The organism is Pseudomonas lini (assembly GCF_001042905.1).
Lineage (GTDB): Bacteria > Pseudomonadota > Gammaproteobacteria > Pseudomonadales > Pseudomonadaceae > Aquipseudomonas > Aquipseudomonas lini.
On the sequence record NZ_JYLB01000005.1, the window covers coordinates 194257 to 220421 of the forward strand.

A 26165-nucleotide genomic window follows, 5' to 3' on the forward strand; every position below is an offset into this window, starting at 1 on the left:
GGTGAAGTACGGCTGGCGAACAATACTAATAATTGGGGGAAACACCATGACTACGAGCATCACGGCGGACGGCCTCAAAGCCGACCAGCCCGCGTTCCTTTCCAAGGAGCGCATCATCGCCAAGCCCGGTTTTAACCGTTGGCTGGTACCACCGGCCGCTCTGGCCATCCACCTGTGCATCGGCATGGCCTACGGTTTTTCGGTGTTCTGGTTGCCGTTGTCCAAAGCCCTGGGCGTCACCAAGGCCGTGACTTGCGCGCCGGACATGAGCTTCATCGCTCAGGTCTTTTCGTCTCAATGCGACTGGCCGATCTCGATGCTCGGCTGGATCTACACCCTGTTCTTCATCTTCCTTGGCTGCTCGGCAGCGATCTGGGGCGGCTGGCTGGAACACGCAGGTCCTCGCAAGGCCGGTGTGGTGTCGGCACTGTGCTGGTGTGGCGGTCTGCTGATTTCGGCGCTGGGGGTCTATACCCACCAGATCTGGTTGATGTGGATCGGCTCCGGGGTCATTGGCGGTATTGGCCTGGGCCTGGGTTACATCTCGCCGGTCTCGACCCTGATCAAGTGGTTCCCGGACAAGCGCGGCATGGCCACAGGCATGGCGATCATGGGCTTCGGCGGTGGCGCGATGGTGGGTGCTCCTCTGGCTGCAGCGCTGATGGGCCACTTTGCTTCGCCAACCAGCGTGGGCGTATGGCAGAGCTTCCTGGTAATGGCCGCGATCTACTTCGTGTTCATGATCGGTGGCGCGCTGTCCTACCGCGTTCCGCCAACTGGCTGGAAGCCTGAAGGCTGGACTGCTCCGGCGAAAAAAGCGTCGAACTCGATGATCACTCACCGTCACGTCCATGTGAATGTGGCGTGGAAAACTCCGCAATTCCGTCTGGTGTGGCTGGTGCTGTGCCTGAACGTTTCGGCGGGTATCGGCATCCTCGGCATGGCTTCGCCGCTGTTGCAGGAAGTTTTCGCCGGTAAATTGCTGGGCACTGACCAGACATTTGGTCAGCTGGATGCCGGGCAACTGGCCTCGATCGCAGCGATTGCGGCCGGTTTCACCGGTTTGCTGAGCCTGTTCAACATTGGTGGCCGGTTCTTCTGGGCTTCGTTCTCGGATTACCTGGGTCGCAAAAACACTTATTTCGTGTTCTTCGCCTTGGGTTTTGCGCTGTATGCGTTGATCCCGAACCTCGGTCATCTGGGCAGCGTCGCGCTGTTCGTGGCGGCGTTCTGCATCATTCTGTCGATGTACGGCGGTGGTTTTGCGACAGTGCCGGCTTATCTGGCGGACCTGTTCGGTACGCAAATGGTCGGTGCGATCCACGGTCGTCTGCTGACCGCGTGGGCGGCGGCGGGTGTGTTGGGGCCGGTGTTGGTGAACTACCTGCGTGAATATCAGCTGAGCATCGGCGTTGAACGTGCCGCAGCTTACGACATCACCCTGTACATCCTCGCGGGCCTGCTGGTGCTGGGTTTCCTGTGCAACCTGATGGTTCGCCCGGTGGCCGACAAGTACTTCATGACCGACGCTGAACTGGCCGCCGAGCAGGCGCTGGGCCACGACAAAGGTGCTGACGCCAGCACCGTGCTGGAGTGGAAAGCGGATGCGGGCACCAAGCCATTGGCGGTGGCTGCGTGGCTGGTGGTGGGCATTCCGTTGGCATGGGGTGTTTGGGTGACGCTGCAGAAAACCGCAGTGCTGTTCCACTAAGAGACGCTTTGTGCCTGGCATGTGTTGTATCAGGCACATTGGTTTTATGCCCGAAAAGATCGCAGCCTTCGGCAGCTCCTACGGTCAGCGTTCACATCACATTGTGTGGACGCGGTCGGTGTAGGAGCTGCCGGAGGCTGCGATCTTTTGCTTGTACTGACATGTCTATCCCCGACAGCAAGGGATTCACTCCGTCAGTGATATCACCTCTCGTGTTTCTGTTTAGCGCCCGCGACCCTATAATGGCTGCCTTTTTCGCCCCAATGATTTTTGCGGAGCTGGTGATGGCCGAACGTATGGCGTCTGTCGAGCGCGACACTCTGGAAACCCAGATCAAAGCCTCGATCAACCTGGATGGCACCGGAAAGGCCCGATTTGATATCGGTGTACCTTTTCTTGAGCACATGCTGGACCAGATCGCCCGTCACGGGCTGATCGACCTGGATATTGTCAGCAAGGGCGACCTGCATATCGACGACCACCACACGGTGGAAGACGTCGGTATCACTTTGGGTCAGGCCTTCGCCAAAGCCATCGGCGACAAGAAAGGCATCCGTCGCTACGGCCATGCCTACGTGCCGCTCGATGAAGCGCTGTCGCGCGTGGTGATCGACTTCTCCGGCCGCCCTGGCCTGCAGATGCATGTTCCTTATACCCGCGCTACCGTCGGCGGTTTCGATGTTGACCTGTTCCAGGAATTCTTCCAGGGCTTCGTCAACCACGCCCTTGTCAGCCTGCACATCGACAACCTGCGTGGCACCAACACCCACCACCAGATCGAAACCGTGTTCAAGGCTTTCGGCCGCGCCCTGCGCATGGCTGTGGAGCTGGATGACCGCATGGCCGGTCAGATGCCGTCGACCAAAGGCGTTCTGTAATGCAGACGGTCGCGGTTATCGATTACGGCATGGGCAACCTGCACTCGGTGGCCAAGGCCCTCGAGCACGTCGGTGCCGGCAAAGTGCTGATCACCAGCGATGCCGATGTGATTCGCGAAGCCGATCGCGTGGTATTTCCCGGCGTCGGTGCGATTCGCGATTGCATGGCGGAGATCCGTCGCCTGGGCTTCGACTCGCTGGTGCGTGAAGTCAGCCAGGACCGTCCGTTCCTTGGCATCTGCGTGGGCATGCAAGCTTTGCTCGACCACAGCGAAGAGAACGACGGCGTCGATTGCATTGGCCTGTTTCCGGGCGCGGTGAAGTTTTTCGGCAAAGACCTGCATGAAGACGGCGAACACCTGAAAGTCCCGCACATGGGCTGGAACGAAGTGAGGCAGACGGTGAGTCACCCGCTGTGGCACGACATTCCGGACTTGGCGCGTTTCTACTTCGTGCACAGCTACTACATTGCTGCCGGCAATGCGCGGCAGGTGGTGGGCAGCGGTCACTACGGTGTCGATTTCGCCGCAGCGCTGGCCGATGGCTCGCGTTTCGCCGTGCAGTTCCACCCGGAGAAGAGCCATACCCATGGCCTGCAATTGCTGCAGAACTTCGCTGCGTGGGATGGTCGCTGGTAAATGGCCGTCAAGAAGAAGCTGCCGATCCTGACCCTCACTCCCGAACAGGAGAACGAGGCCAATCACAAGATCAAACGCTTCATGGAGGATCGCTTCGAACTGGACCTGGGTTCGTTCGAAGCGGCTGAAATCCTTGAGCTGTTTACCCGCGAAATTGCTCCGCACTATTACAACAGGGCGATTTTCGATGTGCAGACGCACCTCAAAGAGAGGTTCGAAAGCATCGAAAGCGACCTGTGGGCGCTCGAGAAAAACTGATTTCCGAGCGAAGCTGAATACTCGAATTTGAAGGTTTGCCAGATGCTGATTATTCCCGCTATCGATCTCAAAGACGGTGCCTGTGTTCGTCTGCGCCAGGGCCGCATGGAAGATTCCACGGTGTTCTCCGATGACCCGGTGAGCATGGCTGCCAAGTGGGTGGAAGGCGGTTGCCGCCGTCTGCATCTGGTCGACCTGAACGGTGCTTTCGAAGGCCAGCCGGTCAACGGCGAAGTGGTCACCGCCATCGCCAAGCGCTACCCGAACCTGCCGATTCAGATCGGCGGCGGTATCCGCTCGCTGGAAACCATCGAACACTACGTGAAAGCGGGCGTGAGCTACGTGATCATCGGTACCAAAGCCGTGAAAGATCCGGCTTTCGTTGCTGAAGCCTGCCGTGCGTTCCCAGGCAAGGTGATCGTCGGTCTGGATGCCAAAGACGGTTTTGTCGCCACCGACGGCTGGGCTGAAATCAGCACCATTCAGGTGATTGACCTGGCCAAGCAATTCGAAGCCGACGGCGTGTCCGCGATCGTTTATACCGACATCGCCAAAGACGGCATGATGCAGGGCTGCAACGTTTCGTACACCGCCGCCCTGGCCGCGGCGACGAAGATTCCGGTGATCGCTTCCGGCGGTATCCACAATCTGGGTGACATCAAGTCGCTGCTCGACGCCAAGGCGCCAGGCATCATCGGCGCCATCACCGGCCGGGCGATTTACGAAGGCACCCTCGATGTCGCTGAAGCGCAAGCTTTCTGCGATTCGTACAAAGGCTGAGGACTCACCATGGCGCTGGCCAAACGCATCATCCCTTGCCTGGACGTGGATAACGGCCGGGTGGTCAAGGGCGTCAAGTTCGAGAATATTCGCGACGCCGGCGACCCGGTGGAAATCGCCCGTCGTTACGACGAGCAAGGTGCCGACGAGATTACCTTTCTCGACATCACCGCCAGCGTCGACGGTCGCGACACCACGCTGCACACCGTCGAACGCATGGCCAGCCAGGTGTTCATTCCGCTGACCGTGGGTGGCGGTGTGCGTACCGTGCAGGACATTCGCAACTTGCTCAATGCTGGCGCGGACAAGGTCTCGATCAACACCGCTGCGGTGTTCAATCCGGAATTCGTCGGCGAAGCGGCCCAGCATTTCGGGTCGCAATGCATCGTCGTCGCCATCGACGCGAAGAAGGTTTCCGGTCCGGGCGAAACCCCGCGCTGGGAAATCTTCACCCACGGTGGTCGCAAGCCAACCGGCCTCGACGCCGTTGAGTGGGCGAAGAAGATGGAAGGCCTGGGTGCCGGTGAAATCCTGTTGACCAGCATGGACCAGGACGGCATGAAAAACGGCTTCGACCTGGGCGTCACCCGCGCCATCAGCGATGCGCTGGGGATTCCGGTGATCGCGTCCGGCGGTGTTGGCAACTTGCAGCACTTGGCCGACGGCATCCTTGAAGGCCACGCCAGCGCGGTGCTGGCGGCGAGTATTTTCCACTTCGGCGAATACACCGTGCAGGAAGCCAAGGCCTACATGGCTCATCGCGGCATCGTGATGCGCTAAACAGTACAGGCCAGTGGACAGCATGGCGGGCTCAAGGCACTCTTGGGCACGCCATGGATTCCGGTAGCCCGACATGCTTAAACGTCTTCTTCTTGTCCTCGCCAGCGCTTCTCTGTTGCTCATCAGCGGAGCCCACGCCGAAGAAAATCCCGGCACCGGTCTGGTGTTGCTGACGGAAAACTTCCCGCCGTACAACATGGCGAAGAATGGCAAGAATTTCGCTCAGGACGAGAACATCAATGGCATTGCCGTGGACATCGTCCGTGAGATGTTCAAACGCGCCGACATCACTTACAGCCTGACGCTGCGTTTCCCTTGGGAGCGAATCTACAAGCTCGCCCTGGAAAAGCCTGGTTATGGCGTGTTCGTGATGGCGCGGTTACCGGACCGCGAGAAACTCTTCAAGTGGGTCGGCCCTATCGGCCCGGACGACTGGATCCTGCTGGCCAAGGCCGATAGCAAGATCACCCTCGAGTCACTGGAGCAGGCGCGCAAATACAAGATCGGCGCCTACAAGGGCGATGCAATTGCCGAGACGCTGGCCAAGCAAGGACTGAAACCGATTGTTGTGCTGCGCGATCAAGACAATGCAAAAAAACTGGTCAATGGCCAGATCGACCTGTGGGCCACCGGTGACCCGGCAGGCCGCTATCTGGCGCGCCAGGAAGGCGTGAGCGGGCTCAAGACCGTGCTGCGCTTCAACAGCGCCGAGTTGTACCTGGCGCTGAATAAAGACGTTCCGGATGACGTCGTGGCCAAGCTTCAGGCAGCGTTGGATCAGCTGCGCAAGGAAGGCGTGGTGGACGACATCATGGGGCGGTATTTGTAGCAATCATCTCGATGTGGTCTGAAGCGTAGTGTCCGGCGTCGCGCTCAAGTACACGGCACTTGTAAACACGTTATTCAACGTCGCCCTTGTCAGCTGCTGCTCCCTTGAGGCGACGCCGATAATGCACAGTGCATGTGCGCCGCTTTGTGGCCCGATTTCAGTATTGATGTAAGCATCTTCAGCGCTGGTGGCGGCGCTGTAATTGTCGGGGGCCTTGCAGTCCCTGGCGTTATGGACCGTTTTATAGCGATAGAAGGGCGCCTCAAGGGAAAACCTGAAATCCCAGGTAGGCAATACGATCTGCCCATCCGCATTTTGCGTTCTATGAACGTATGACTTGAGCTTCCAGGGCTCCGCGACAGTCAGCTCGACCGGCTCCAACGAACAGTCCGCCCCATCGCCGTTGAAGACCCCGTCAATAAAGCACTTGTGCAGAAAGTTGGCCGAGTAGCTGTAGTTAAAACGGGCGGCCTTGCAAGACATCGAGTGCTCACAGTCGGGCGGCGATGGGGTATTGCGGGAGGCCACGACTTTACTGACGATGCCGGTAATTTCGTTGGTGCGGCGATTCAGCATCGGGCTACCGGAGCTGCCAGCGTAAAGGTCGCAGCTGTTTTTCATGGCCAAAGGGAACACCCCAGGGTGATCGACGAATGTTCCGGCGGTTTGTTCGGCGCAGGCGCTCAATCGAAGCCCCTGTTCGGTAAAGCCGCCCGGCGCGCCAATGTTAAGCGCATCCTGACTCTCGTAGGTTTGATGGGACGCCAGCTTGAGCGGGTTGACCCCGGCCTGTATCAGCGACGCCAATGTCGCGTCGACTTCGAGTACTGCAAGATCGGTCCCGACCAGGCTGCTCCATCGGGCAGTTCGGATGGCGTATTGGCGTTTGCGCTGTGGCACGTCATGAAAGTAGTGGAAGGTGACGCTGGCTTTCAAAGGCAGATTGGTCCGCGCCGAACCGTACTCAAAGAACACGCAATGACCGCTGGTGAGCAGGTAAGCAGGACCAGTGGCTTGGCCTTGTCTGTTACGCGTGTCCAGTAGAACGGCGCTGCAGGTCTCGCCCGATTGGAGGCTGAGTCGTCCCACGCCGCTCCAGATCTCATAAAAATTTTCGCTGTTTTGCAGGGCTCTTGACGGTGAATCGTTGACGGCGTCTTCGCCCAGGTCGCGGGCCTGCACGGCGGAAATAGCCAGCAGGCCAATCACGCCGGCGAAGCAAAAGAAGCTGAGATATTTCATGTCCATTCCTTGGTGATGAAATTCGGGGTGAGCGCTATCGTGGCACGCGTCTGTGTGCCGACAGATATAAATAGTTATCGCGAAATGGAGTGGGCTGCGAGGAATTACCGGGCGGTCGGGAAGCGGTACTGGCCATCCTTGCCGTGCGCTGCCGTTGCACGATTGCCGCGCACGCTGATCATCTGTTGGATATCGATCCAGGCAATGCCCTGAGCCTTGAGCTTGGGCAATTCACGTTCAAGCACCGCCAATGTCTGCGGATACGGATGCCCGATCATTACCGCAGAACCCTGCTTTCGCGCCAGGCTGATAGCCGTCTGCAACTGAGTGAAGATCGCGGCTTCAGTGGGCTCGTCATCCAGGAACACATCCCGCGAAACGCTCGCCAAACCGATCTTCTGCGCCTCCGCGGCCGCCACGGTTTGCGCGCTGGTGCGGCTGTCGACGAAGAATTTGTGCCGACGCTGCAAGTCCGCCATCAGCCAGGCCATGGCCGGTTGCTGCGCGGTCATGCGGCTGCCCATGTGGTTGTTGATGCCAGCGGTATACGGCACAGCCTTGAACGCTGCGTTCAAGCGCTTCTCGAGTTCTTCGATAGGTAATTCGGGATGCTAGGCAAACGGCCCGGTGGCCGGGGCCATGGGCATGTGCAGGATGACGATCTTGCCGGCGCGATGGGCTTCGCGGGCGAACTCGGTGGCGTGGGGAGTGTCGGGCATGATTGCCGCGGTGACCGGGCCGGGCAGCGCCAGCACACGGCGATCCTGGAGCAGGTTCTGCCCCAGGTCATCGATGATCAGGCTCAGATAAGCCTTGTGAGGTGTGGCCGCTGTTGTGGCAGGCGCCGCGTGAGCGACACCCGCCAGACAGCACAGCAGACCAAGGAGCAACCGCAGGCGCATCTCAGCGGCCGGAGGTGATGCTCAGCCCTTTGAGCAGGCTCAGGGCCTGGGCCAACTGATAATCGTCATCCTGTGGCATGGCCTTGGCTTTGCCACTGGAACCGGTCGGTTTGTCGGCGCCGCCGTTGCCATTGCCCAGGTGACCTTGCAAGTCGGCTTCCTTGAAGTATTCGCCGTCCTGCTCGTTGGTGATCTTGGCTTTGCGCACTTCGATGTCCGGGACGATACCTTGCGCCTGAATCGAGCGGCCGTTCGGCGTGTAGTACAGCGCCGTGGTGATTTTCAGTGCGCGCTCGTTGTTCAGCGGCAACACGGTCTGGACCGAGCCTTTGCCGAAACTGGTGGTGCCCATGACGACCGCGCGTTTCTGATCCTGCAGGGCGCCGGCGACAATTTCCGAGGCCGAGGCGCTGCCGCCGTTGATCAGCACGACCAGCGGCACGGCTTCGCTTTCGTCCTTGCCGGTGGCGGAGAAGCGCAGTTCGGAGTTGGCGATGCGGCCCTTGGTGTACACGATCAGGCCCTTGGTGATGAAGTGGTCGACCACTTCCACCGCCGATTGCAGCACACCGCCCGGGTTATTACGCAGGTCGAGGACCATACCGCTGAGCTTCTTGCCGTTGTCTTTGCGCAACTTCGCCAGAGCCTTGGAGACCTCTTCGCCGGTCTTGACCTGGAACTGGGTGATGCGGATGTAGCCGTAGCCGGACTCCAGTAGCTGACTCTTCACGCTCTTCACTTGAATGATGGCGCGGACCAGGGTCACGTCGAACGGCGCGCCGCCGTCGCGTACCAGGGTCAGGGTGATCTTCTGGCCGATCTTGCCGCGCATCTTGTCCACGGCTTCGGTCATGCTTTGGCCGCGAGTCGGCTGGCCGTTGATCTTGACGATGAAGTCGCCGGCCTGAATGCCGGCCTTGGAGGCTGGGGTGTCATCGATGGGTGAAACTACCTTGATGAAACCGTCTTCGGCGCCGACTTCGATGCCCAGGCCGCCGAATTCGCCGCTGGTGCTTTCCTGCAGTTCAGCGAAGTCTTCCGGGCCCAGGTAGGCGGAGTGCGGGTCGAGGTTGCTGAGCATGCCTTTAATGGCGTTTTCCAGCAGGGTCTTGTCGTCCACCGGCTCTACATAGGCTGCCTTGATCCGGTCCATGACTTCGGCAAAGGTGCGCAACTCGTCCAGCGGCAATGGCGCCTTGGTGGTCGCAGCGGTGCCTGCAGGTGCGACCGCCGGGGCAGGCTCAGCGGCAAACGCCAACGGTGCGCCGATCACCAGGGCAATCGTCAGGGCCAGCGAGGTAAGGCGGGACAAATACAGCATGTCGAACGAACTCCTGAAGTAGATGGCGTACTTATCCTTGCGCACGACACCATTGCGCCGGATCACTCGGGTGACCCTGCTGACGAATAGCGAAATACAGTGCTGGTGTGTCCTGTCCGCCACTGTTACCGACAGTGGAGATGGACTCACCGGCTTTTACCACGTCACCCGCAGACTTGAGCAGCGTCTGGTTGTGACCGTAAAGACTCAAAAAACCGTTGCCGTGGTCGAGGATCACCAGCAACCCGGCGCCTCGCAACCAATCGGCAAACACCACGCGGCCGCCGTGAACGGCATGCACCTGGCTGCCGGCGGAGGCGCTGATCATCACGCCGTCCCATTTGGAGCGGGCATCGTCGCCACGGCTTTCACCGAAGCGCGCCAGCAGTCGACCATCAACCGGCCATGGAAGTTTGCCGCGGGAGGAAGCAAAGGGGCCGCCAAAGGTTTCGCCTGAACTTGAAACCAGTGCACCGGGTGTCGATTTAACGGTTTTGCGTGGGGCGTCAGTGGCATCTGCTTCAGCCTGAGCCTCACGTAAACGCTTTTTTTCGGCTTCCTGCTGGGCGATCAGCGCTTTTTGCCGCGCCTCTTCTGCCTCTCGGGCCTGGCGGGCCAGGGTTTCTTCAATGGTTTTAAGGACTTTAGACAGATCTGCCTGATCCTGCTCGCGCGCCGCCAGTTTCTGATCGCGGGCCTTCACGTCGTCGCTGAGTTTGGCCAGGACTTGCTGGCGCTCCTTGCGGACCTTGTCGAGTTCGTCGCGCTGGCTGTCGAGGCTGCTTTTCTGCACCAGCAATTGCGCTTGCTGCAGGCCGATGTCTTTTTCGACATTGGCCAGTTGGCGCAGGGTTTCGTTAAAATTCTTCAGCTGCTCCAGGCGGGCCTGGCTCAGGTAGTCGTAATAGGTGAGGGTGCGGGCGAATTTTTCCGGGTTCTGCTGGTTGAGCAGCAGCTTGAGGTACTCCTGGCGGCCATTCTGATAGGCCGCGCGGGCCTGGATGGCGATCAGTCGTTGCTGTTCAATGCGCGCGCTCTGGAGTTTTTTTTTCTCAGCATCGAGTCGCTGTAGCTCGGATTCGCTTTTCTTCAGCTCTTTTTGCAGGGCTTCGACCTGCTTCTCGAGCTTGCCCATCTCGGTTTCGGTGCCCTTGAGGTCTTTCTGCACCCCGGATTTTTCTTCCTGGAGTTTACCCAGCAGTTTCTTCAGCTCGGCAATGTCCTGACGCGTGGCGTCCAACTGTTGTTGGGTTTGCGTGCGCTCGTCGGCAAAGGCCGGTTGAAGCAGGCAAGTCAGGGCAAGGGCTATCAGGACGCGAAGCATAGAGGCGGGCGGCACCAGGGAAAGGGACGGCCTAGTATGCCCGCCAAGCGCAGCAAAAAAAATGCCCAATTGGGGCTGTGTGATAACTGGAGCTGAATCGGTGTTGAAATCACCGGAAAACCAATGTGGGAGCGGGCTTGCTCGCGAAAGCGATGTGTCAGGCAACTTTGATGTCGACTGATACTCCGCATTCACGAGCAAGCCCGCTCCCACAGGGTTGACGGCGTTTGAGCGACCGGATTACACCAGTATCGAAGTCCCGGTCATCTCCGCCGGTTTCTCAAGCCCCAGCAACATCAGCATGGTCGGCGCGACATCCGCCAGCACGCCGCCATCACGCACCTTGAGATCACGCTTGCCGACATAGATGAACGGCACCGGCTCGGTGGTATGCGCAGTGTGCGCCTGGCCGGTGGTTTCGTCGGACATTTGCTCGACGTTGCCATGGTCGGCGGTAATCAGGGCTTCGCCGCCGACTTTTTCCAGCGCATCGACGATGCGGCCGACGCACAGGTCCAGGCATTCAACTGCTTTGACCGCCGCGTCGAATACACCGCTATGGCCGACCATGTCGCCGTTGGCGTAGTTGACCACGATCACGTCGTAACGCTGGTTTTCAATAGCATCGACGATGCGATCGGTGACTTCCGGGGCACTCATCTCGGGCTGCAAGTCATAGGTGGCGACTTTCGGCGACGGGATCAGGATGCGTTCTTCGCCCGGGAACGGTTCTTCGCGACCGCCAGAGAAGAAGAAAGTCACGTGGGCGTACTTCTCGGTTTCGGCGATGCGCAGCTGCGTCTTGCCGTTTTTCGCCAGGTAATCGCCCAGCACGTTGTCCAGGCTGCTTGCGGCGAAGGCCGACGGCGCGGGGATGCTGGCGGCGTATTGGGTCAGCATGACGAAACCGGCAAGCGCAGGCTGGCGAGCACGTTCGAATTCCTTGAAATCGTCTTCGACGAACACGCGGGTCAGTTCGCGGGCGCGGTCGGCGCGGAAGTTCATGAAGACTACGGCGTCGCCGTCTTCGACTTTCACTGGCTCACCGATGCTGGTGGCTTTGACGAATTCGTCGCTTTCGCCACGTTCGTAAGCGGCTTGCAGGCCTTCCTGTGCAGTGGCGGCATTGAATTCGCTGTTGCCATCGACAATCAGGTTGTAAGCCTGGGATACGCGGTCCCAACGGTTGTCGCGGTCCATGGCGTAGTAGCGGCCAATGATGCTGGCGATCCGGCCTTTGCCGAGGGCTTCGAAGGTCGCGTCCAGCAACTCGATCGACGACTGGGCGCTTTTCGGCGGCGTATCACGGCCATCAAGGAAGGCGTGCAGGTAGATTTTTTCGGCGCCGCGCTTGTAGGCCAGTTCAGCCATGGCGACCAAGTGATCCTGGTGGCTGTGAACGCCGCCATCGGACAGCAGGCCCATGAAGTGCACGGCTTTGCCGGCAGCAACGGCTTTATCCACCGCGGCGCAGATGGTCGGGTTCTCGAAGAACTCGCCGTCGCGGATCGCTTTGGTCACGCGCGTGAAGTCCTGATACACCACGCGGCCGGCGCCAAGGTTCATGTGACCGACTTCGGAGTTGCCCATCTGGCCGTCCGGCAAGCCGACGTCCATGCCGCTGCCCGAGATCAGGCCGTTCGGCACGGTGGCCCACAGGCGGTCCAGAACGGGCTTCTTCGCCGCATAGATGGCGTTGGATTCAGGGCTCTCACTGTGACCGAAGCCGTCGAGAATAATCAGGACCAAAGGTTTAGGCGTGGTAGTCATGGATTCCACTCGTGGCTGAATTAAAAGAAGGCGATGGAAAAGGGAGTGGCAGTTTAAAGCGAAGTTCCAGCCACGTCACCGCCGGACGGGGTTTGGCCCACCATAGTGGCTGTGTATACTGGCCGACATTTTAACGCCCTGGAACCTCCTTCGATGGTTGCTCACCTGATTGAATTTGCCACTAACCACTATTTGCTCGTCGGTATCTTCGTCGTACTGCTGGCGTTGCTGATCGCTTATCAGATGCAGGGCGGCGGCCGCAGCCTGAGCACCGGTGAACTGACCGGGCTGGTCAACAAAGACGCAGGCGTGGTGATCGACATCCGTCCGATCAAGGATTTCACCGCCGGTCACATTGTTGGCGCGTTGAACATTCCTCACGACAAACTGACCGCTCGCGTCGGCGAACTGGAAAAGCACAAGGCCAAGACCATTATCCTGGTCGACGCCATGGGCCAGACTGCCGGCACTCATGCTCGCGAGCTGATGAAGTCCGGCTTCACCGCCGCCAAGCTGTCCGGCGGTATTTCCAGCTGGAAAGCCGACAATCTGCCGCTGGTGAAGTGATATGAACAACGTCGTCGTCTATTCCAGCGATTACTGCCCTTATTGCTCGCGAGCCAAGTACCTGCTCGAGAACAAAGGCGTAGCCTTCGAAGAGATCAAGGTCGATGGCAAGCCGCAGGTGCGTGCCGCGATGGCTCAGAAAGCCGGACGAACGTCCGTGCCACAGATCTGGATCGGCAACACCCACGTTGGCGGCTGTGATGATTTGTTTGCCCTGGAGCGCGCCGGCAAGCTCGACGCCATGCTCAAGGCCTGACTGCCTTACTTGAAATAGCCAACCCTACAAGACCCGAGATCAGAAAGGATCTGAGATGACTGACCAACAGAACACTGCAGCTAGCGAAGAAGAAACCGCACCGCAATTCTCCTTGCAGCGCATCTACGTACGTGACTTGTCCTTCGAAGCCCCGAAAAGCCCGGCGATCTTTCGCCAGCAGTGGGAGCCGAGCGTCGGTCTGGATCTGAACACTCGCCAGAAGGCTCTGGAAGGCGACTTCCATGAAGTTGTGCTGACTCTGTCGGTCACCGTGAAAAACGGTGAAGAAGTGGCGTTCATTGCTGAAGTGCAACAGGCCGGGATCTTCCTGATCAAGAACCTGGATGATGCTTCGATGAGCCACACCCTCGGCGCGTTCTGCCCGAACATCCTGTTCCCGTACGCTCGCGAAACCCTGGACAGTCTGGTGACCCGCGGTTCGTTCCCGGCCCTGATGCTGGCCCCGGTGAACTTCGACGCGCTGTACGCACAAGAGCTGCAACGCATGCAGGCGGCTGGCGAGACTCCAACCGTTCAGTAAAAAGAAGCTTCGTTTGCTCCATGAAAAAAGCGCCGTTGAAGGCGCTTTTTTCGTGGAGCAAACGAAACCTTCGAGTAGGAGCTGCCGAAGGCTGCGATCTTTTGATTTTGATTTTTAAGATCAAAAGATCGCAGCCTTCGGCAGCTCCTACGGGGGCGTGTCCCTTACTTGAACCCGAGCTGGCGCCAGCCTTCATACACGGCGACGGCCACGGTGTTGGACAGGTTCAGGCTGCGACAGCCTTCGCGCATCGGCAACCGCAGGCGTTGTTCGCCGGGCAGGGCGTCGAGCACTTCGGCCGGCAAGCCACGGCTTTCCGGGCCGAACAGGAAGGCATCGCCCTCGGCGAAGCTGGCGTCGTGAAATGGCCGCGAGCCCTTGGTGGTAAAGGCGAACAACCGTGGATGACCGAGGCTTTCCAGGCAGCTGGCGAGGTCCGCATGTCGTTGCAGGGTGGCATACTCATGGTAATCGAGGCCGGCCCGACGCAGACGCTTGTCGTCCATCTCGAAGCCCAGCGGTTCGATCAAATGCAGGTGGCAGCCACTGTTGGCGCACAGCCTGATAACGTTGCCGGTATTCGGCGGAATTTCTGGTTGGAAAAGGATGACGTGAAACATGCACGGCTCCGAAGGTAAAGATGACGGGCATTCTACGCCGCCAAAGGACCCTCGTTCGAAACTATTCCCGCGAGTGATGGCTTCGCTGGCGATTGTCGGGGTGATGGTGGGCCTGATGATCGGTCGCCTGACCGCGCCTGAGCCCAGCGTTTTAGAGCAAGTCGAGGTGACGAACGATGGGCTGGTGGTGTGGTTCAACAACGAACCCAAAACCCACGGTGAGCTGGTTGACGGCAGCGTGGCGCTGTTGTTCGAGGCTGAAGGCAAGGCGCAAAAAGGTCAGCTTAAGCTCAACGGCAAGGACGTGAACTGGCGAACGCGGTTGAGTGATGGGGGGTTGTTGCTGACGGTGGTGGCGGCCCGTCCGCTGCAGGGCGAATGGGCCGGTAGCGAGGTCGATGACCGCTGGCGGCTGGAGATCCATCTCCGAGAGCAATAAAAGAGGGAATCCCCGGCCTGCCTGTACCAAGGTCCCCAAAACGGGAGGGCTCGCGCATTGCGTCGTGAGCCCGGTGTAAAGAGGGAATCCCCGGCCTGCCTGTACCAAGGACCCCAAAACGGGATGGGCTCGTCGCAATTGCGGTATGAGCCCGGTGTAAAGAGGGGAATCCCCGGCCTGCCTGTACCAAGGTCCCCGAAACTGGGTAGTGAACTGAATCACTGAATGGACTGTTGCAGGGGGCGTGCCAGTTTTTGACAAGTTGCAACAGAAAGCCGTATAGCAGCGCTGAAAGCCCCGTCATTCGGGGCTTTTGTGTTTTTTCGATATGGATTTTTCTGCAGATGACGGCGGGTTTTGAATAGGGCGTTATGCGCGATTGCGGTTCATGGTGCCTTACTGCGGTGCATTGAGCCCCTAAAAGCATCGCGGGCAAGCCCGCTCCCACATGGATTTGATGTCAGCCACAAAAAGACGGGCTTGGCACAAATCCTGTGGGAGCGGGCTTGCCCGCGATTGGATCTTGCGGTCAACGAAGAGCTAAAGGGTGTTTAACCCTCATCCCCCTCATCATCATCCCCGCCATCAACCTTCATCCCCAATTCCTTTATCTTGCGCGTCAGGGTATTACGTCCCCAACCCAGCAAAACGGCCGCGTCGCGGCGGCGGCCGGCGGTGTGTTTGAGGGCGGTCTCGATCATGATTCGCTCGAAGGTCGGCACGGCACTGTCCAGAAGACTCGACTGACCGCGAGCCAGCGCCTGATCAGCCCACTGACGCAACGCTTGCTCCCAGTTGGTCACCGGCGCCGAGTCCTGCGGCAAGCTCAGCAGCTCTGGCGGCAGATCGCTGATGTGCACTTCGCGACCCGAAGCCATCACAGTGATCCAGCGGCAGGTATTCTCCAGCTGACGCACGTTGCCTGGCCACGGCAGGTTCTTCAGGTATTCCTCGGTTTCGCTTTTCAGCAGCTTCGGTTCCACCGCCAGTTCTTGCGCGGCGCGGCTGAGGAAGTGCTTGGCCAGGGTCGGGATGTCTTCGCGACGGTCCGACAGCCGTGGAATGTGGATGCGGATCACGTTGAGGCGGTGGAACAAGTCCTCACGGAATTTTCCGGCATGCACCAGGGTTTCCAGATTCTGGTGAGTCGCGGCGATGATTCGCACATCGACCTTCACCGGCACATGACCGCCGACACGGTAGAACTCACCATCCGCCAATACCCGCAGCAAGCGAGTCTGGGTATCCGCCGGCATGTCGCCGATTTCATCGAGGAACAGCGTGCCGCCATCAGCCTGCTCGAAACGTCCGCGACGCAGGTTGGCCGCGCCAGTGAAGGCACCTTTTTCATGGCCGAACAGTTCGGACTCCATCAGATCCTTGGGGATCGCCGCCATGTTCAACGCAATGAACGGCGAGGCCGCCCGTGGGCTGTGACGGTGCAGGGCGTGGGCCACCAGTTCTTTACCGGTACCCGATTCGCCATTGATCAACACGGTGATGTTGGAGTGGCTCAAGCGCCCGATGGCGCGAAACACTTCCTGCATCGCCGGCGCTTCACCGATGATTTCCGGGGTGCGGGTCAGGGCGACCGGGACTTCCAGGCCTTGCTGTTCCTGAGCGTGCTGGTTGGCGCGCTTGACCAGTGAAACCGCTTCGTCGACATCGAACGGCTTGGGCAGGTATTCGAAAGCACCGCCCTGATAGGACGCGACAGCGCTGTCCAGGTCGGAGTGCGCGGTCATGATGATCACCGGCAACCGCGGGTGTTGTTCGCGAATCCGTGCCAGAAGGTCCAGACCGCTGGCACCCGGCATGCGGATGTCGGAGATGATCACGTCCGGCTGCTGGCGCGCCAGGCGGCTCATCACGCCATCGGCGCTGTCGAAGCTTTGCGTGGTCATGCCTTCCTGCTGCAAGGCTTTTTCCAGGACCCAACGGATAGAACGGTCGTCATCGACGATCCACACGGTTTCACTACGGCTCATGTCGATGTGGCTCCTTGTTCCAGTGGCAGAAAGATCGAGAACGTGGTGTGGCCTGGATGGCTATCACATTCGATCAGGCCCTGGTGCTGGCTGATGATGTTCTGGGTAATGGCCAAACCGAGCCCGGTACCGTCCGGGCGGCCGCTGACCATGGGGAAGAAGATGGTTTCCTGTAGCTCGGCGGGGATCCCCGGGCCGTTGTCGATGATTTCGATCTTGGTCACCAGGCGATGGCGCACGTGGCCGATGGTGAACTGGCGCATGGCGCGGGTACGCAAGCTGATGCGGCCAAGGCGCAGCTCGTTCTGGCTGCTGATGGCCTGCATCGCGTTGCGCACGATGTTCAGGACGGCCTGAATCATCTGTTCGCGATCAATCAACACATCCGGAATGCTTGGGTCGTAGTCGCGCACCAAAGTGATGCAGCCTTGACTTTCGGCCTCCACCAACTGACCCACGCGCTCCAGCACTTCGTGGACGTTGCACATGGCCAATGACGGCAATTTGTTGGAGCCGAGCATGCGATCCACCAGATTACGCAGGCGATCGGCTTCTTCAATGATGACGTTGGTGTAATCGCGCAGGCTTTCTTCCGGCAATTCACGGGCGAGCAACTGCGCCGCGCCGCGAATCCCGCCGAGAGGGTTTTTGATCTCATGGGCGAGGCCGCGTACCAGCATCTTGCTGGTCTCCTGCTTCGACAGCTGCGCCTCTTCCTTGGTGATCCGCAACAAGCGGTCACGCGGGTGAACCTCCAGCAACAGCAGCGTAGCGCCATTGCTCAGGATCGGCGTTACCGCATAGTCGACGGTCAGGGTCTGGCCGGTGAGGGCGGTGAGCATCGCTTCGCGCTTGGTGAATGGGTGCGCCTGCTCGACTGCCTGGCGCAGGGAGTTCAGCGCTTCGGTGGACTCGGTGAACAACTCGCTGATGAACTGCCCATGGCTACGCTGGCCGCTGATGGCCAGCAGCATCTCCGCCGCCGGGTTCATGTACTCAAGGCGCAGTTCGGCGTCGAGCAGAATGGTGGCGGTGGTCAGGTTGTCGAGTAGCAAGCGGTGTAGTGCGTCGCTAATGGTCATCAGGACCTCTTTTGGAGCAGGGCATGCGCATGAATAACGCGCCGATACGGGGAAAATGCAAAAACCAAACCAAGGCTCCGAAAAGAAGCGTTTAGAGCCTGAAACAGGCGTTTGACGCTCATTTGCGTGGCGTTCTGCCAGCTTTCGCGGGTACTTTCGAACCAAAATGGGTTGTGATGTGAGTACTGTGCACTCTAATGCACCAATATAGTGCGCAAACCTGAACGAAGTTAGAAGAAGGGCAGGAAGGTCGAATATGTAGGAGCCAGGCTTGCCGGCGAAGGCGTCCTTAAGAACGCTTTCGCCGGCAAGTCGGATCGCCGCACCGCTGGCTCCTACACAGGCATCAGCGCCAGAAGAAGCTTTTTTCTTCTTCGGGTTTGTCTTTGAGGGGGCATTCCGGCCGTTGGCCGTAGTCGGTAAGGATGCAGGGTTTGACCTGACGTTTCTGCGCGAGGGAAATGCGCTGCATGTGGAACGGTTGATTGGCCGTGCGTTCGACGGTACGGCCCTGTTCGTCGAGGATTTCCACCGACAGGTGATGGCTGCCGCGGTCGATGTTGCTCAGGGCGAACACTGGGCTCGGGCCGGGCTCGGCGGTGGGTTGGCCATCCAGCAGCAAACGGTAGCGATGGCCCTGTTGCAGGCCGGGTTCGCTGGTAACGCTGACGATCAATTCACCGGCTGTGCTACGGATCGTGGCATCCGGGTCCGGCACCAGCACACGAAGCATGTCGTAATGAAACAGTGGTTTGGCTTTCGTGGCCGTCACTGGCGCGGCGCCGCTCGGGTTGGCCGACATTCGATTGCTGGTCGCCAGTGGTACACGCTTGGCATTACGGGTGCCCGGCTGATCGGTGAAAACCCGATTGCCTTGGGCGTCTATGTAGGTAAAAACCTCGGCCATGGCCGGCAGGCTGATCAGGCAGGCGACCAATAGCCAGAACCTCAAGGCTTATGCACCCGTTGTACGGTGAAGGTCACAGTGGGGCTTTGCTGCACGACGTTTTGCCCGTCGATCACCTGAACCGCGAGGCGGTGTTCGCCACGGTCGATGTTCACCAGTTGCAGGATCGGTACGTTGCTCGGCTGGCCGTAGGGTTGATCGTCCAGTAACAGCCTCAATCGATGAGGGTCTTGCAGGCGCGGTTGGATCAATACGCTGACGGTGAACGTGCCGTTGTTGGCGCGCAAGGCTTCTTCGGTGGGCAAACCGCTCAGCTCAAGCACCTGATAGGCGCTGCCGGGCTGTTCACGGCTACTGGCTTGCGCAGGTGCTACAGGTTCGCCCGATGGCTGGCGCTCGATACTGTTGAGCGGTGGCAACTCCACGGGTTGAGCCTTTACGCCATCGGGCGGTTGATTGCTGTAGGCGGTGTTGCCGTTGGCGTCGGTGTACTTGTAGATCTGCGCGGCGGCGGGCAGGGCGATCAGCACAAGCAGGCATAACAACAATGAGCGCATTGCAGGCTTCCATTGGCCGTTGGGCAAGTGTCCGGCCCTGTTCCGTTCATGACGACTAAGCGCTGAGCATAGAGCACTTCAGCGCACGTCGGCAGTCAGGCTCAGCGGCTGGCGCTGCACAACTCAGCGGTGGCGCGTACTTGGGCGAGTTCGCGCAATGGCGCGTGGGCGCCGGTTTTATTGGCCTTGGCCAGCCAGGCCGGGCACTGCGGGTCGTTGCGATAAGGGCTGAAATCGGCCAGTTGTTGCAGCAGGCGTTTTTGTAACTGATCAAGTTGCGGGCGGATCTGCCCGACGAGATCGGGGCGAGGGTCGTTGGGCGCCTTGCCTTGCGCGTGCCAGTCAGACAGGTGCGCGTATTGCACCAGTTTGTTGGCCTCGATCTGCGCCGAGAAGAACTGTTCGACGGCTTCGTTGCTCAATTTATAGGCAGGTGCCAGGGCGACAGCGCCGGCAATGACTTCGCGCTCGCGCTGCCGGTCTTCGACCGGTTTGCCGCTGTCCCATTTGCTCAGCGCGACCTGATCGGCAATTGCCAGGCGTTCGTCGATGGTGCCAAGCAGCGGGGCGAGGGCGGCAGGTGCCGGGCTGGCAAAAGCGCTGTTGGCCAGCAGGGCGGTGAGCAGGGCAAGGCATGGGCGTAGGTGCATGGGGCATCTCGGCTTTATCGGATGAAGGCCATGATGCACGCAACCGGGCATCCGATGACAGACGGTCGCCCATAAAAAAGGCCTCCCGAAGGAGGCCTCTCTTTTGTCACGCCGCGTAGCGCGGCGCTACCGGATCAGCAGCTGTAGTACAGCTCATATTCCAGTGGGTGTACGAAGGTACGAACCTTGATTTCTTCTTCGCTTTTCAGGGCGATGTAAGCGTCGATGAAGTCGTCGCTGAAAACGCCGCCTTTGGTCAGGAACGCACGACCTTTGTCCAGCTCTTCCAGGGCTTCTTTCAGGCTGCCGCAAACTTGTGGGATCTCTTTCGCCTCTTCAGGCGGCAGGTCGTACAGGTTTTTGTCAGCTGCGTCGCCAGGGTGGATTTTGTTCTGGATGCCGTCCAGGCCAGCCATCAACAGTGCAGCGAAGCCCAGGTACGGGTTAGCTGCTGGATCCGGGAAGCGAGCTTCGATACGGCGAGCGCGAGGGCTGGACACGTAAGGAATACGGATCGAAGCCGAACGGTTGCGAGCCGAGTAAGCCAGCATCACTGGCGCTTCGAAACCTGGGACCAGACGCTTGTAGGAGTTGGTCGACGGGTTGGTGAAGCCGTTCAGAGCCTTACCGTGCTTGATGATGCCGCCGATGAAGTACAGAGCGGTGTCGGACAGGCCGGCATAGCCTTCGCCAGCGAAGGTGTTCTTGCCATCTTTGGCGATGGACAGGTGAACGTGCATGCCCGAACCGTTGTCGCCGTACAGAGGCTTAGGCATGAAGGTCGCGGTGCGGCCGTATGCGTCAGCAACGTTGTGTACGCAGTACTTCAGGGTTTGAACTTCGTCAGCCTTGGCAACCAGGGTGTTGAACTTCACGCCGATTTCGTTCTGACCGGCAGTCGCCACTTCGTGGTGGTGAACTTCGATGACCAGGCCCATTTCTTCCATGGCGTTGCACATGGAGGTACGGATTTCGTGGTCGTGGTCGAACGGCGGAACAGGGAAGTAGCCGCCTTTGACGCCCGGACGGTGGCCTTTGTTGCCGCCTTCCACGTCCTGGTCGGACATCCACGAACCTTGTTCGGAGAAGATTTTGAACATCGAACCGGAGATGTCGGACTTGAACTTCACTTCGTCGAAGATGAAGAACTCAGGCTCTGGACCCACGAATACGGTGTCGCCGATACCGGTCGACTTCAGGTATTCCTCGGCACGCTTGGCGATCGCACGTGGGTCACGGTCGTAGCCTTGCATGGTCGAAGGCTCGATCACGTCGCAAACCAGGATCAGGGTCGGCTCTTCGGTGAACGGGTCGAGAACGGCAGTGCTGTCGTCCGGCATCAGGATCATGTCGGAAGCTTCGATGCCTTTCCAGCCAGCGATGGAGGAACCGTCGAACATTTTGCCTTCTTCGAAGAAAGCTTCATCCAGCCCATCGCGAGCCGGCATGGTCACGTGGTGCTGAGTGCCTTTGGTGTCCGTGAAGCGCAGATCAATCCACTTGACGTCATGATCTTTGATGAGTTGAACCGACTTCGACATAGTGTCCTCCGGGTGGCTTCGGGCTTAGTAGTGGATGCCCTTAGAATGTGGGTGATGCCGGCGCGAATACTCTGCCAAGGCAACCTGCCTCACAAGGGAGCAAATTGCATGCCAGTGCCCCACCATGGGTTTTTTGCCCCAATATCACGCTTATAAAGGTGCAAAGCCTCGAAAAGCGCCAAACCTCGCCCTGTAATGTAGCGTTGAATTCCATAAATGACCTGTTTTGGTGCGCGCAAAACCTTCTGCACATTAACTGGTTAAACCTTGAGCAATTTCCGCTATAATCCGCGCCCCCCTTTTTCGGCTGGCCCAGCGCGCGCTGTTTTCATGAAACTAATCGTAAAAGTCTTCCCCGAGATCACCATCAAGAGCCGCCCGGTACGGATGCGTTTCATCCGCCAGTTGGCCAAAAACATCCGTACCGTGCTCCGCGATCTGGACCCGGCTGTGGTGGTGAACGGTGTGTGGGACAATCTCGAGCTGGAAACCCGCGTCAGCGAGCCGAAAGCCCTGAAGGAGATGACCGAGCGCCTGAGCTGCATGCCGGGCATCGCGCATTTCCTGCAGGTCGATGAATACCCGTTGGGCGACTTCGACGACATCGTCGCCAAGTGCAAGCAGCATTTCGGTGACGCCCTGGCCGGGAAGATCTTTTCGGTGCGCTGCAAGCGTGCCGGCAAGCACGAATTCAGCTCCATGGACGTCGAGAAATACGTCGGCAGCCAACTGCGTCGTCAGTGCGGTGCCGCCGGAATCTCGCTCAAAGAGCCGGAAATCGAAGTTCGCATCGAAATTCGCGACAAACGGTTGTTCGTGATCCACAGCCAGCACAACAGCATCGGCGGTTATCCGCTGGGTGCCCTGGAACAGACGCTTGTACTGATGTCCGGTGGCTTCGATTCCACCGTCGCCGCCTACCAGATCATGCGCCGCGGGCTGATGAGCCATTTCTGCTTCTTCAATCTGGGCGGACGTGCCCACGAACTGGGCGTCATGGAAGTCGCGCACTTCATCTGGAAGAAGTACGGCAGCTCCCAACGCGTGTTATTTGTCAGTGTGCCGTTCGAGGAAGTACTGGGAGAAATTCTCGGGAAAGTCGATAACAGTCATATGGGCGTAGTTTTGAAGCGTATGATGTTGCGCGCTGCTTCCCGTATTGCCGATCGGCTGGAGATCGAAGCGCTGGTTACCGGCGAAGCGATTTCCCAGGTGTCGAGCCAGACGTTGCCAAACCTGTCCGTGATCGACTGCGTGACTGACAAGCTGGTCTTGCGACCGCTGATCGCCAGTCACAAGCAGGACATCATCGACCTGGCCAACGAAATCGGTACTGCCGATTTCGCCAAGCACATGCCGGAATACTGCGGGGTCATCTCGGTGAACCCAAAGACCCACGCCAAGCGTCCGCGCGTGGAGCATGAAGAGAAAGAATTCGACATGGCAGTACTCGAGCGTGCGCTCGAGAACGCCAAGCTGGTGCCGATCGATCGCGTGATCGACGAATTGGGCCAGGATTTGCAGATCGAAGAAGTCAGCGAAGCACTGGCGGGCCAGATCATCATCGACATCCGTCACCCGGATGCCGCTGAAGACGAGCCGCTGGAACTCGCTGGCATTGAGGTGCAGACGATGCCGTTTTATGCATTGAACGCTCGTTTCAAGGAACTGGACCCTACTCGCCAGTACCTGTTGTATTGCGACAAAGGCGTGATGAGTCGCCTGCATGCCCACCATTTGCTCAGTGAGGGGCATGCCAATGTGCGCGTTTATCGACCGAGCTAAGTGCCCGGGGCTGTTTGCCTGTGGCCTGCGTCACCGGCCCCCCGACGCCGCCGTCAAGCTGTAACGGCTTTGCCGGACTCTACTGTAAATCGCTGCCAAGACTTGTCAGCACACCGAATCCTCTGATCGAGATACACAAGTGATCGAAAATCTACGCAACATCGCCATCATTGCTCACGTTGACCATGGTAAAACCACCCTGGTAGACAAACTCTTGCGTCAATCCGGCACTCTGGAGCGCAACGAGCTCAACGACGAGCGCGTGATGGACTCCAACGACCAGGAGAAAGAGCGCGGTATTACCATTCTGGCGAAAAACACCGCCATCAACTGGAACGGCTTCCACATCAACATCGTGGACACCCCGGGCCACGCCGACTTCGGCGGCGAAGTTGAACGCGTAATGTCGATGGTTGACTCCGTTCTGCTGCTGGTTGACGCTCAAGACGGCCCTATGCCGCAAACCCGTTTCGTGACCAAGAAGGCTTTCGAAGCCGGCCTGCGTCCAATCGTGGTGATCAACAAGGTTGACCGTCCAGGCGCGCGTCCGGACTGGGTTCTGGACCAGATCTTCGACCTGTTCGACAACCTCGGTGCTACCGAAGAACAGCTGGACTTCAAAGTCGTCTACGCCTCGGCCCTGAACGGCATTGCCGGTCTGGAACACACCGACATGGCTGAAGACATGACTCCGCTGTACCAGTCGATCGTCGACAACGTACCTGCGCCGAAAGTCGACCGTGACGGTCCGTTCCAGATGCAAATCTCCGCTCTGGACTACAACAGCTTCCTGGGTGTTATCGGCGTTGGCCGTATCGCTCGTGGTCGCATCAAGCCGAACACTCCGGTTGTCGCTATCGACGCCGACGGCAAGAAGCGTACCGGTCGTATCCTGAAGCTGATGGGTCACCACGGTCTGCACCGTATCGACGTTGAAGAAGCAGCTGCCGGCGACATCGTCTGCATCAGCGGCTTCGACCAGCTGTTCATCTCCGACACTCTGTGCGACCCACTGAACGTCGAAGCGATGAAGCCGCTGACCGTTGACGAGCCAACCGTTTCCATGACCTTCCAGGTAAACGACTCGCCTTTCTGCGGTAAAGAAGGCAAGTTCGTCACCAGCCGTAACATCAAGGAACGTCTGGACAAAGAACTGCTCTACAACGTTGCTTTGCGCGTTGAAGAAGGCGACACCGCCGACAAGTTCAAAGTCTCCGGCCGTGGTGAGCTGCACCTCTCGGTACTGATCGAAACCATGCGTCGCGAAGGCTTCGAAATGGGTGTTGGTCGTCCGGAAGTGATCATCCGCATGGTTGACGGCGTCAAGCACGAACCGTACGAAAACGTGACCATCGACCTGCCAGAAGAATCGCAAGGTTCGATCATGGAACAGATCGGTATCCGTAAAGGCGACCTGACCAACATGGTTCCGGATGGCAAGGGCCGTGTGCGCCTTGAGTACAACATCCCGGCTCGTGGCTTGATCGGTTTCCGTAACGAGTTCCTGACCCTGACCTCCGGTGCAGGCATCCTGACCTCGATCTTCGACCGTTACGACGTGATGAAGTCCGGCGACATGTCCGGCCGTCAGAACGGCGTGCTGGTTTCGGTTGCTACCGGTAAGGCGCTGACTTACTCGCTGGAAACCTTGCAAGCTCGCGGCAAACTGTTCCTGGGTCACGGTGAAGACGTGTACGAAGGTCAAATCGTCGGCATCAACAGCCGCGACAACGACCTGGGCGTCAACCCAACCAAAGGCAAGAAGCTGGACAACATGCGTGCTTCGGGTAAAGACGAAACCATCGCTCTGGTTCCGCCTATCCGCTTCACCCTGGAGCAGGCTCTGGAATTCGTTCAAGAAGACGAATTGTGCGAAGTCACTCCTAAGTCCATTCGTCTTCGTAAGAAGATCCTGGGCGAAAGCGAGCGTACCCGCGCTGCCAAGAAAGCTGGTAACTGAGTTTCGACTTAGTTAGCGCTTAAAAAAAACGCCCCCGACCGCAAGGTCGGGGGCGTTTTTGTTTGTCTGGGGCTTGTGCGGTGTCAGTTCGGGCCCCATCGCGGGCAAGCCCGCTCCCACAGTAATTTGTGGTGTTTACATAATCTATGTTCGGCGCTGAACCCTGTGGGAGCGGGCTTGCCCGCGATGAGGCCCTGTCAGACAGCGGGATTCTGGATCAGAACTTATCCAGCGTCCGAGGATTGCTCTCGCGCACCACTTCTTTGGGCTTGTACGCGCAATACCCCGGTCGCGGCCCGATCTTCGGGTGATTGCGGCAGGTGTCCGGGCGCTTATCATAAATAGTGCACAGACGGCTCTTACGATCCAGGTACAGGCAATCGTTGTTGCTCATGCGCTGAAGGGTGAAGATCTCGGACTTCTGGTTATAGCGTTCGACGATCCCTTCCTTCTGCAAACGCTTGGCGATGTTCTTCGGCGGATCGCCACGCTCGAACTCATCGACGATGCCGATACGGATCAGATCCTTGATCTTGACCTCGACCGGCAAGGTGCAGCAGCTGGACACGCAGGAACCGCACATCGGGGCAGAGTACTTGGCCCAGGTATCGAGGCGATCGATCTCCGCGGCGGCGATCAGGTTGGGCTTCATCATCGGTTGTTACCAGCGTGTGCATCAGGGCGCGCGATCATACCGGGACTGGTGGATTTTTGAACAACCTTTCGCCAGATTTTTTCACTTGGCGCAAAATAATCCCTGTGTCCGGCACGGCCCCTGCATTGTTTCTGGCACGCGACAACGTAATGTCGATCTATCTCGCACTAACAGGGAAAACTGC

Annotated in this window: 25 protein-coding genes and 1 pseudogene; 13 read left to right on the forward strand and 13 right to left on the reverse strand. The window is 58.9% G+C overall.

Translation table 11 applies throughout. The features are described 5' to 3' along the window. Window positions 1-46 precede the first annotated feature (46 nt). From TU81_RS16335 to TU81_RS16365, 7 genes are all read left to right on the forward strand, one after another. Window positions 47-1711, forward strand: a complete 1665-nt coding sequence (locus TU81_RS16335) for an OFA family MFS transporter (RefSeq protein WP_038978550.1) — start codon at window positions 47-49, stop codon at window positions 1709-1711. 284 nt (window positions 1712-1995) lie between these two features. Next, the gene (hisB, locus tag TU81_RS16340) at window positions 1996-2589 is read left to right on the forward strand and encodes an imidazoleglycerol-phosphate dehydratase HisB (RefSeq protein ID WP_007897437.1); all 594 of its coding nucleotides are present in this window, start codon (window positions 1996-1998) and stop codon (window positions 2587-2589) included. Further along, complete coding sequence (hisH, locus tag TU81_RS16345; protein WP_038978551.1) at window positions 2589-3227, forward strand: imidazole glycerol phosphate synthase subunit HisH; 639 nt, start codon at window positions 2589-2591, stop codon at window positions 3225-3227. The genes hisB and hisH overlap by 1 nt, the downstream gene beginning before the upstream one ends. Further along, window positions 3228-3485 carry a DUF2164 domain-containing protein gene (locus tag TU81_RS16350; protein WP_048396050.1) on the forward strand — a complete coding sequence of 86 codons (258 nt, stop codon included), beginning with the start codon at window positions 3228-3230 and terminating at the stop codon, window positions 3483-3485. A gap of 42 nt (window positions 3486-3527) precedes the next feature. Continuing rightward, window positions 3528-4265 (forward strand): 1-(5-phosphoribosyl)-5-[(5-phosphoribosylamino)methylideneamino]imidazole-4-carboxamide isomerase, encoded by a 738-nt coding sequence (gene hisA / locus TU81_RS16355; protein ID WP_007897434.1) that lies wholly within the window; start codon window positions 3528-3530, stop codon window positions 4263-4265. A gap of 9 nt (window positions 4266-4274) precedes the next feature. Next, the gene (gene hisF, locus TU81_RS16360) at window positions 4275-5045 is read left to right on the forward strand and encodes an imidazole glycerol phosphate synthase subunit HisF (protein WP_007897430.1); all 771 of its coding nucleotides are present in this window, start codon (window positions 4275-4277) and stop codon (window positions 5043-5045) included. Window positions 5046-5118: 73 nt separating this feature from the next. After that, on the forward strand, window positions 5119-5874 hold the full coding sequence (locus TU81_RS16365; RefSeq protein ID WP_038978552.1) for a substrate-binding periplasmic protein: 756 nt from the start codon (window positions 5119-5121) through the stop codon (window positions 5872-5874). A gap of 3 nt (window positions 5875-5877) precedes the next feature. Here TU81_RS16365 and TU81_RS16370 read toward each other — a convergent pair whose 3' ends face one another. The 5 genes and pseudogenes from TU81_RS16370 to gpmI all read right to left on the reverse strand — a co-directional run bounded on the left by TU81_RS16370 (window position 5878) and on the right by gpmI (window position 12433). Beyond that, the gene (locus TU81_RS16370) at window positions 5878-7116 is read right to left on the reverse strand and encodes a trypsin-like serine peptidase (RefSeq protein ID WP_038978553.1); all 1239 of its coding nucleotides are present in this window, start codon (window positions 7114-7116) and stop codon (window positions 5878-5880) included. A gap of 104 nt (window positions 7117-7220) precedes the next feature. Next, window positions 7221-8018: pseudogene (locus TU81_RS16375) on the reverse strand (divergent polysaccharide deacetylase family protein). Between the two features lies 1 nt (window position 8019). Next, the gene (locus TU81_RS16380) at window positions 8020-9339 is read right to left on the reverse strand and encodes a S41 family peptidase (protein ID WP_038978555.1); all 1320 of its coding nucleotides are present in this window, start codon (window positions 9337-9339) and stop codon (window positions 8020-8022) included. Between the two features lie 31 nt (window positions 9340-9370). Continuing rightward, entirely contained in the window at window positions 9371-10663 is a 1293-nt protein-coding gene (locus TU81_RS16385) for a murein hydrolase activator EnvC family protein (RefSeq protein ID WP_048396051.1), read from the reverse strand. Between the two features lie 240 nt (window positions 10664-10903). After that, on the reverse strand, window positions 10904-12433 hold the full coding sequence (gene gpmI / locus TU81_RS16390; RefSeq protein ID WP_048396052.1) for a 2,3-bisphosphoglycerate-independent phosphoglycerate mutase: 1530 nt from the start codon (window positions 12431-12433) through the stop codon (window positions 10904-10906). Between the two features lie 153 nt (window positions 12434-12586). On the opposite strand from gpmI, the gene TU81_RS16395 reads away from it, so the two are divergent. The 3 genes from TU81_RS16395 to secB are packed head-to-tail and all read left to right on the forward strand — an operon-like array spanning window position 12587 to window position 13797. Continuing rightward, window positions 12587-13000: a rhodanese-like domain-containing protein gene (locus TU81_RS16395; protein WP_038978558.1), complete on the forward strand. Its 414-nt coding sequence runs from the start codon at window positions 12587-12589 to the stop codon at window positions 12998-13000. Between the two features lies 1 nt (window position 13001). Beyond that, the gene (gene grxC / locus TU81_RS16400) at window positions 13002-13256 is read left to right on the forward strand and encodes a glutaredoxin 3 (RefSeq protein ID WP_018929204.1); all 255 of its coding nucleotides are present in this window, start codon (window positions 13002-13004) and stop codon (window positions 13254-13256) included. Between the two features lie 55 nt (window positions 13257-13311). Beyond that, window positions 13312-13797, forward strand: a complete 486-nt coding sequence (gene secB / locus TU81_RS16405; protein WP_007897410.1) for a protein-export chaperone SecB — start codon at window positions 13312-13314, stop codon at window positions 13795-13797. 164 nt (window positions 13798-13961) lie between these two features. Here secB and TU81_RS16410 read toward each other — a convergent pair whose 3' ends face one another. Then, window positions 13962-14417, reverse strand: a complete 456-nt coding sequence (locus tag TU81_RS16410; RefSeq protein ID WP_007949025.1) for a tRNA (cytidine(34)-2'-O)-methyltransferase — start codon at window positions 14415-14417, stop codon at window positions 13962-13964. On the opposite strand from TU81_RS16410, the gene TU81_RS16415 reads away from it, so the two are divergent. Continuing rightward, the gene (locus TU81_RS16415; RefSeq protein ID WP_038978559.1) at window positions 14416-14856 is read left to right on the forward strand and encodes a hypothetical protein; all 441 of its coding nucleotides are present in this window, start codon (window positions 14416-14418) and stop codon (window positions 14854-14856) included. The genes TU81_RS16410 and TU81_RS16415 overlap by 2 nt on opposite strands. 551 nt (window positions 14857-15407) lie before the next feature. Here the strand turns inward: TU81_RS16415 and ntrC are convergent. The 6 genes from ntrC to glnA all read right to left on the reverse strand — a co-directional run bounded on the left by ntrC (window position 15408) and on the right by glnA (window position 21581). Next, window positions 15408-16844, reverse strand: a complete 1437-nt coding sequence (ntrC, locus tag TU81_RS16420) for a nitrogen regulation protein NR(I) (protein WP_038978560.1) — start codon at window positions 16842-16844, stop codon at window positions 15408-15410. Then, on the reverse strand, window positions 16841-17926 hold the full coding sequence (glnL, locus tag TU81_RS16425) for a nitrogen regulation protein NR(II) (protein WP_038978561.1): 1086 nt from the start codon (window positions 17924-17926) through the stop codon (window positions 16841-16843). The genes ntrC and glnL overlap by 4 nt, the downstream gene beginning before the upstream one ends. A 346-nt stretch (window positions 17927-18272) precedes the next feature. Beyond that, window positions 18273-18878, reverse strand: a complete 606-nt coding sequence (locus TU81_RS16430) for a DUF4124 domain-containing protein (RefSeq protein ID WP_048396054.1) — start codon at window positions 18876-18878, stop codon at window positions 18273-18275. Next, window positions 18875-19390: a DUF4124 domain-containing protein gene (locus TU81_RS16435; RefSeq protein ID WP_048396055.1), complete on the reverse strand. Its 516-nt coding sequence runs from the start codon at window positions 19388-19390 to the stop codon at window positions 18875-18877. The genes TU81_RS16430 and TU81_RS16435 overlap by 4 nt, the downstream gene beginning before the upstream one ends. 101 nt (window positions 19391-19491) lie before the next feature. Beyond that, window positions 19492-20040 carry a chorismate mutase gene (locus TU81_RS16440; protein ID WP_048396056.1) on the reverse strand — a complete coding sequence of 183 codons (549 nt, stop codon included), beginning with the start codon at window positions 20038-20040 and terminating at the stop codon, window positions 19492-19494. Between the two features lie 134 nt (window positions 20041-20174). After that, window positions 20175-21581 (reverse strand): glutamate--ammonia ligase, encoded by a 1407-nt coding sequence (gene glnA / locus TU81_RS16445; RefSeq protein WP_007907861.1) that lies wholly within the window; start codon window positions 21579-21581, stop codon window positions 20175-20177. 330 nt (window positions 21582-21911) lie between these two features. Here glnA and thiI point away from each other — a divergent pair, with 330 nt between their 5' ends. Further along, a complete protein-coding gene (thiI, locus tag TU81_RS16450; protein ID WP_008005335.1) occupies window positions 21912-23366 on the forward strand; it encodes a tRNA uracil 4-sulfurtransferase ThiI in 1455 nt (484 codons plus the stop codon). Between the two features lie 139 nt (window positions 23367-23505). Next, window positions 23506-25326, forward strand: coding sequence for a translational GTPase TypA (typA, locus tag TU81_RS16455; RefSeq protein ID WP_048396057.1), 1821 nt, complete (start codon window positions 23506-23508; stop codon window positions 25324-25326). Between the two features lie 217 nt (window positions 25327-25543). On the opposite strand, the gene TU81_RS16460 is transcribed toward typA, so the two are convergent. Next, the gene (locus TU81_RS16460) at window positions 25544-25981 is read right to left on the reverse strand and encodes a YkgJ family cysteine cluster protein (protein WP_030129267.1); all 438 of its coding nucleotides are present in this window, start codon (window positions 25979-25981) and stop codon (window positions 25544-25546) included. Window positions 25982-26165 lie beyond the last annotated feature (184 nt).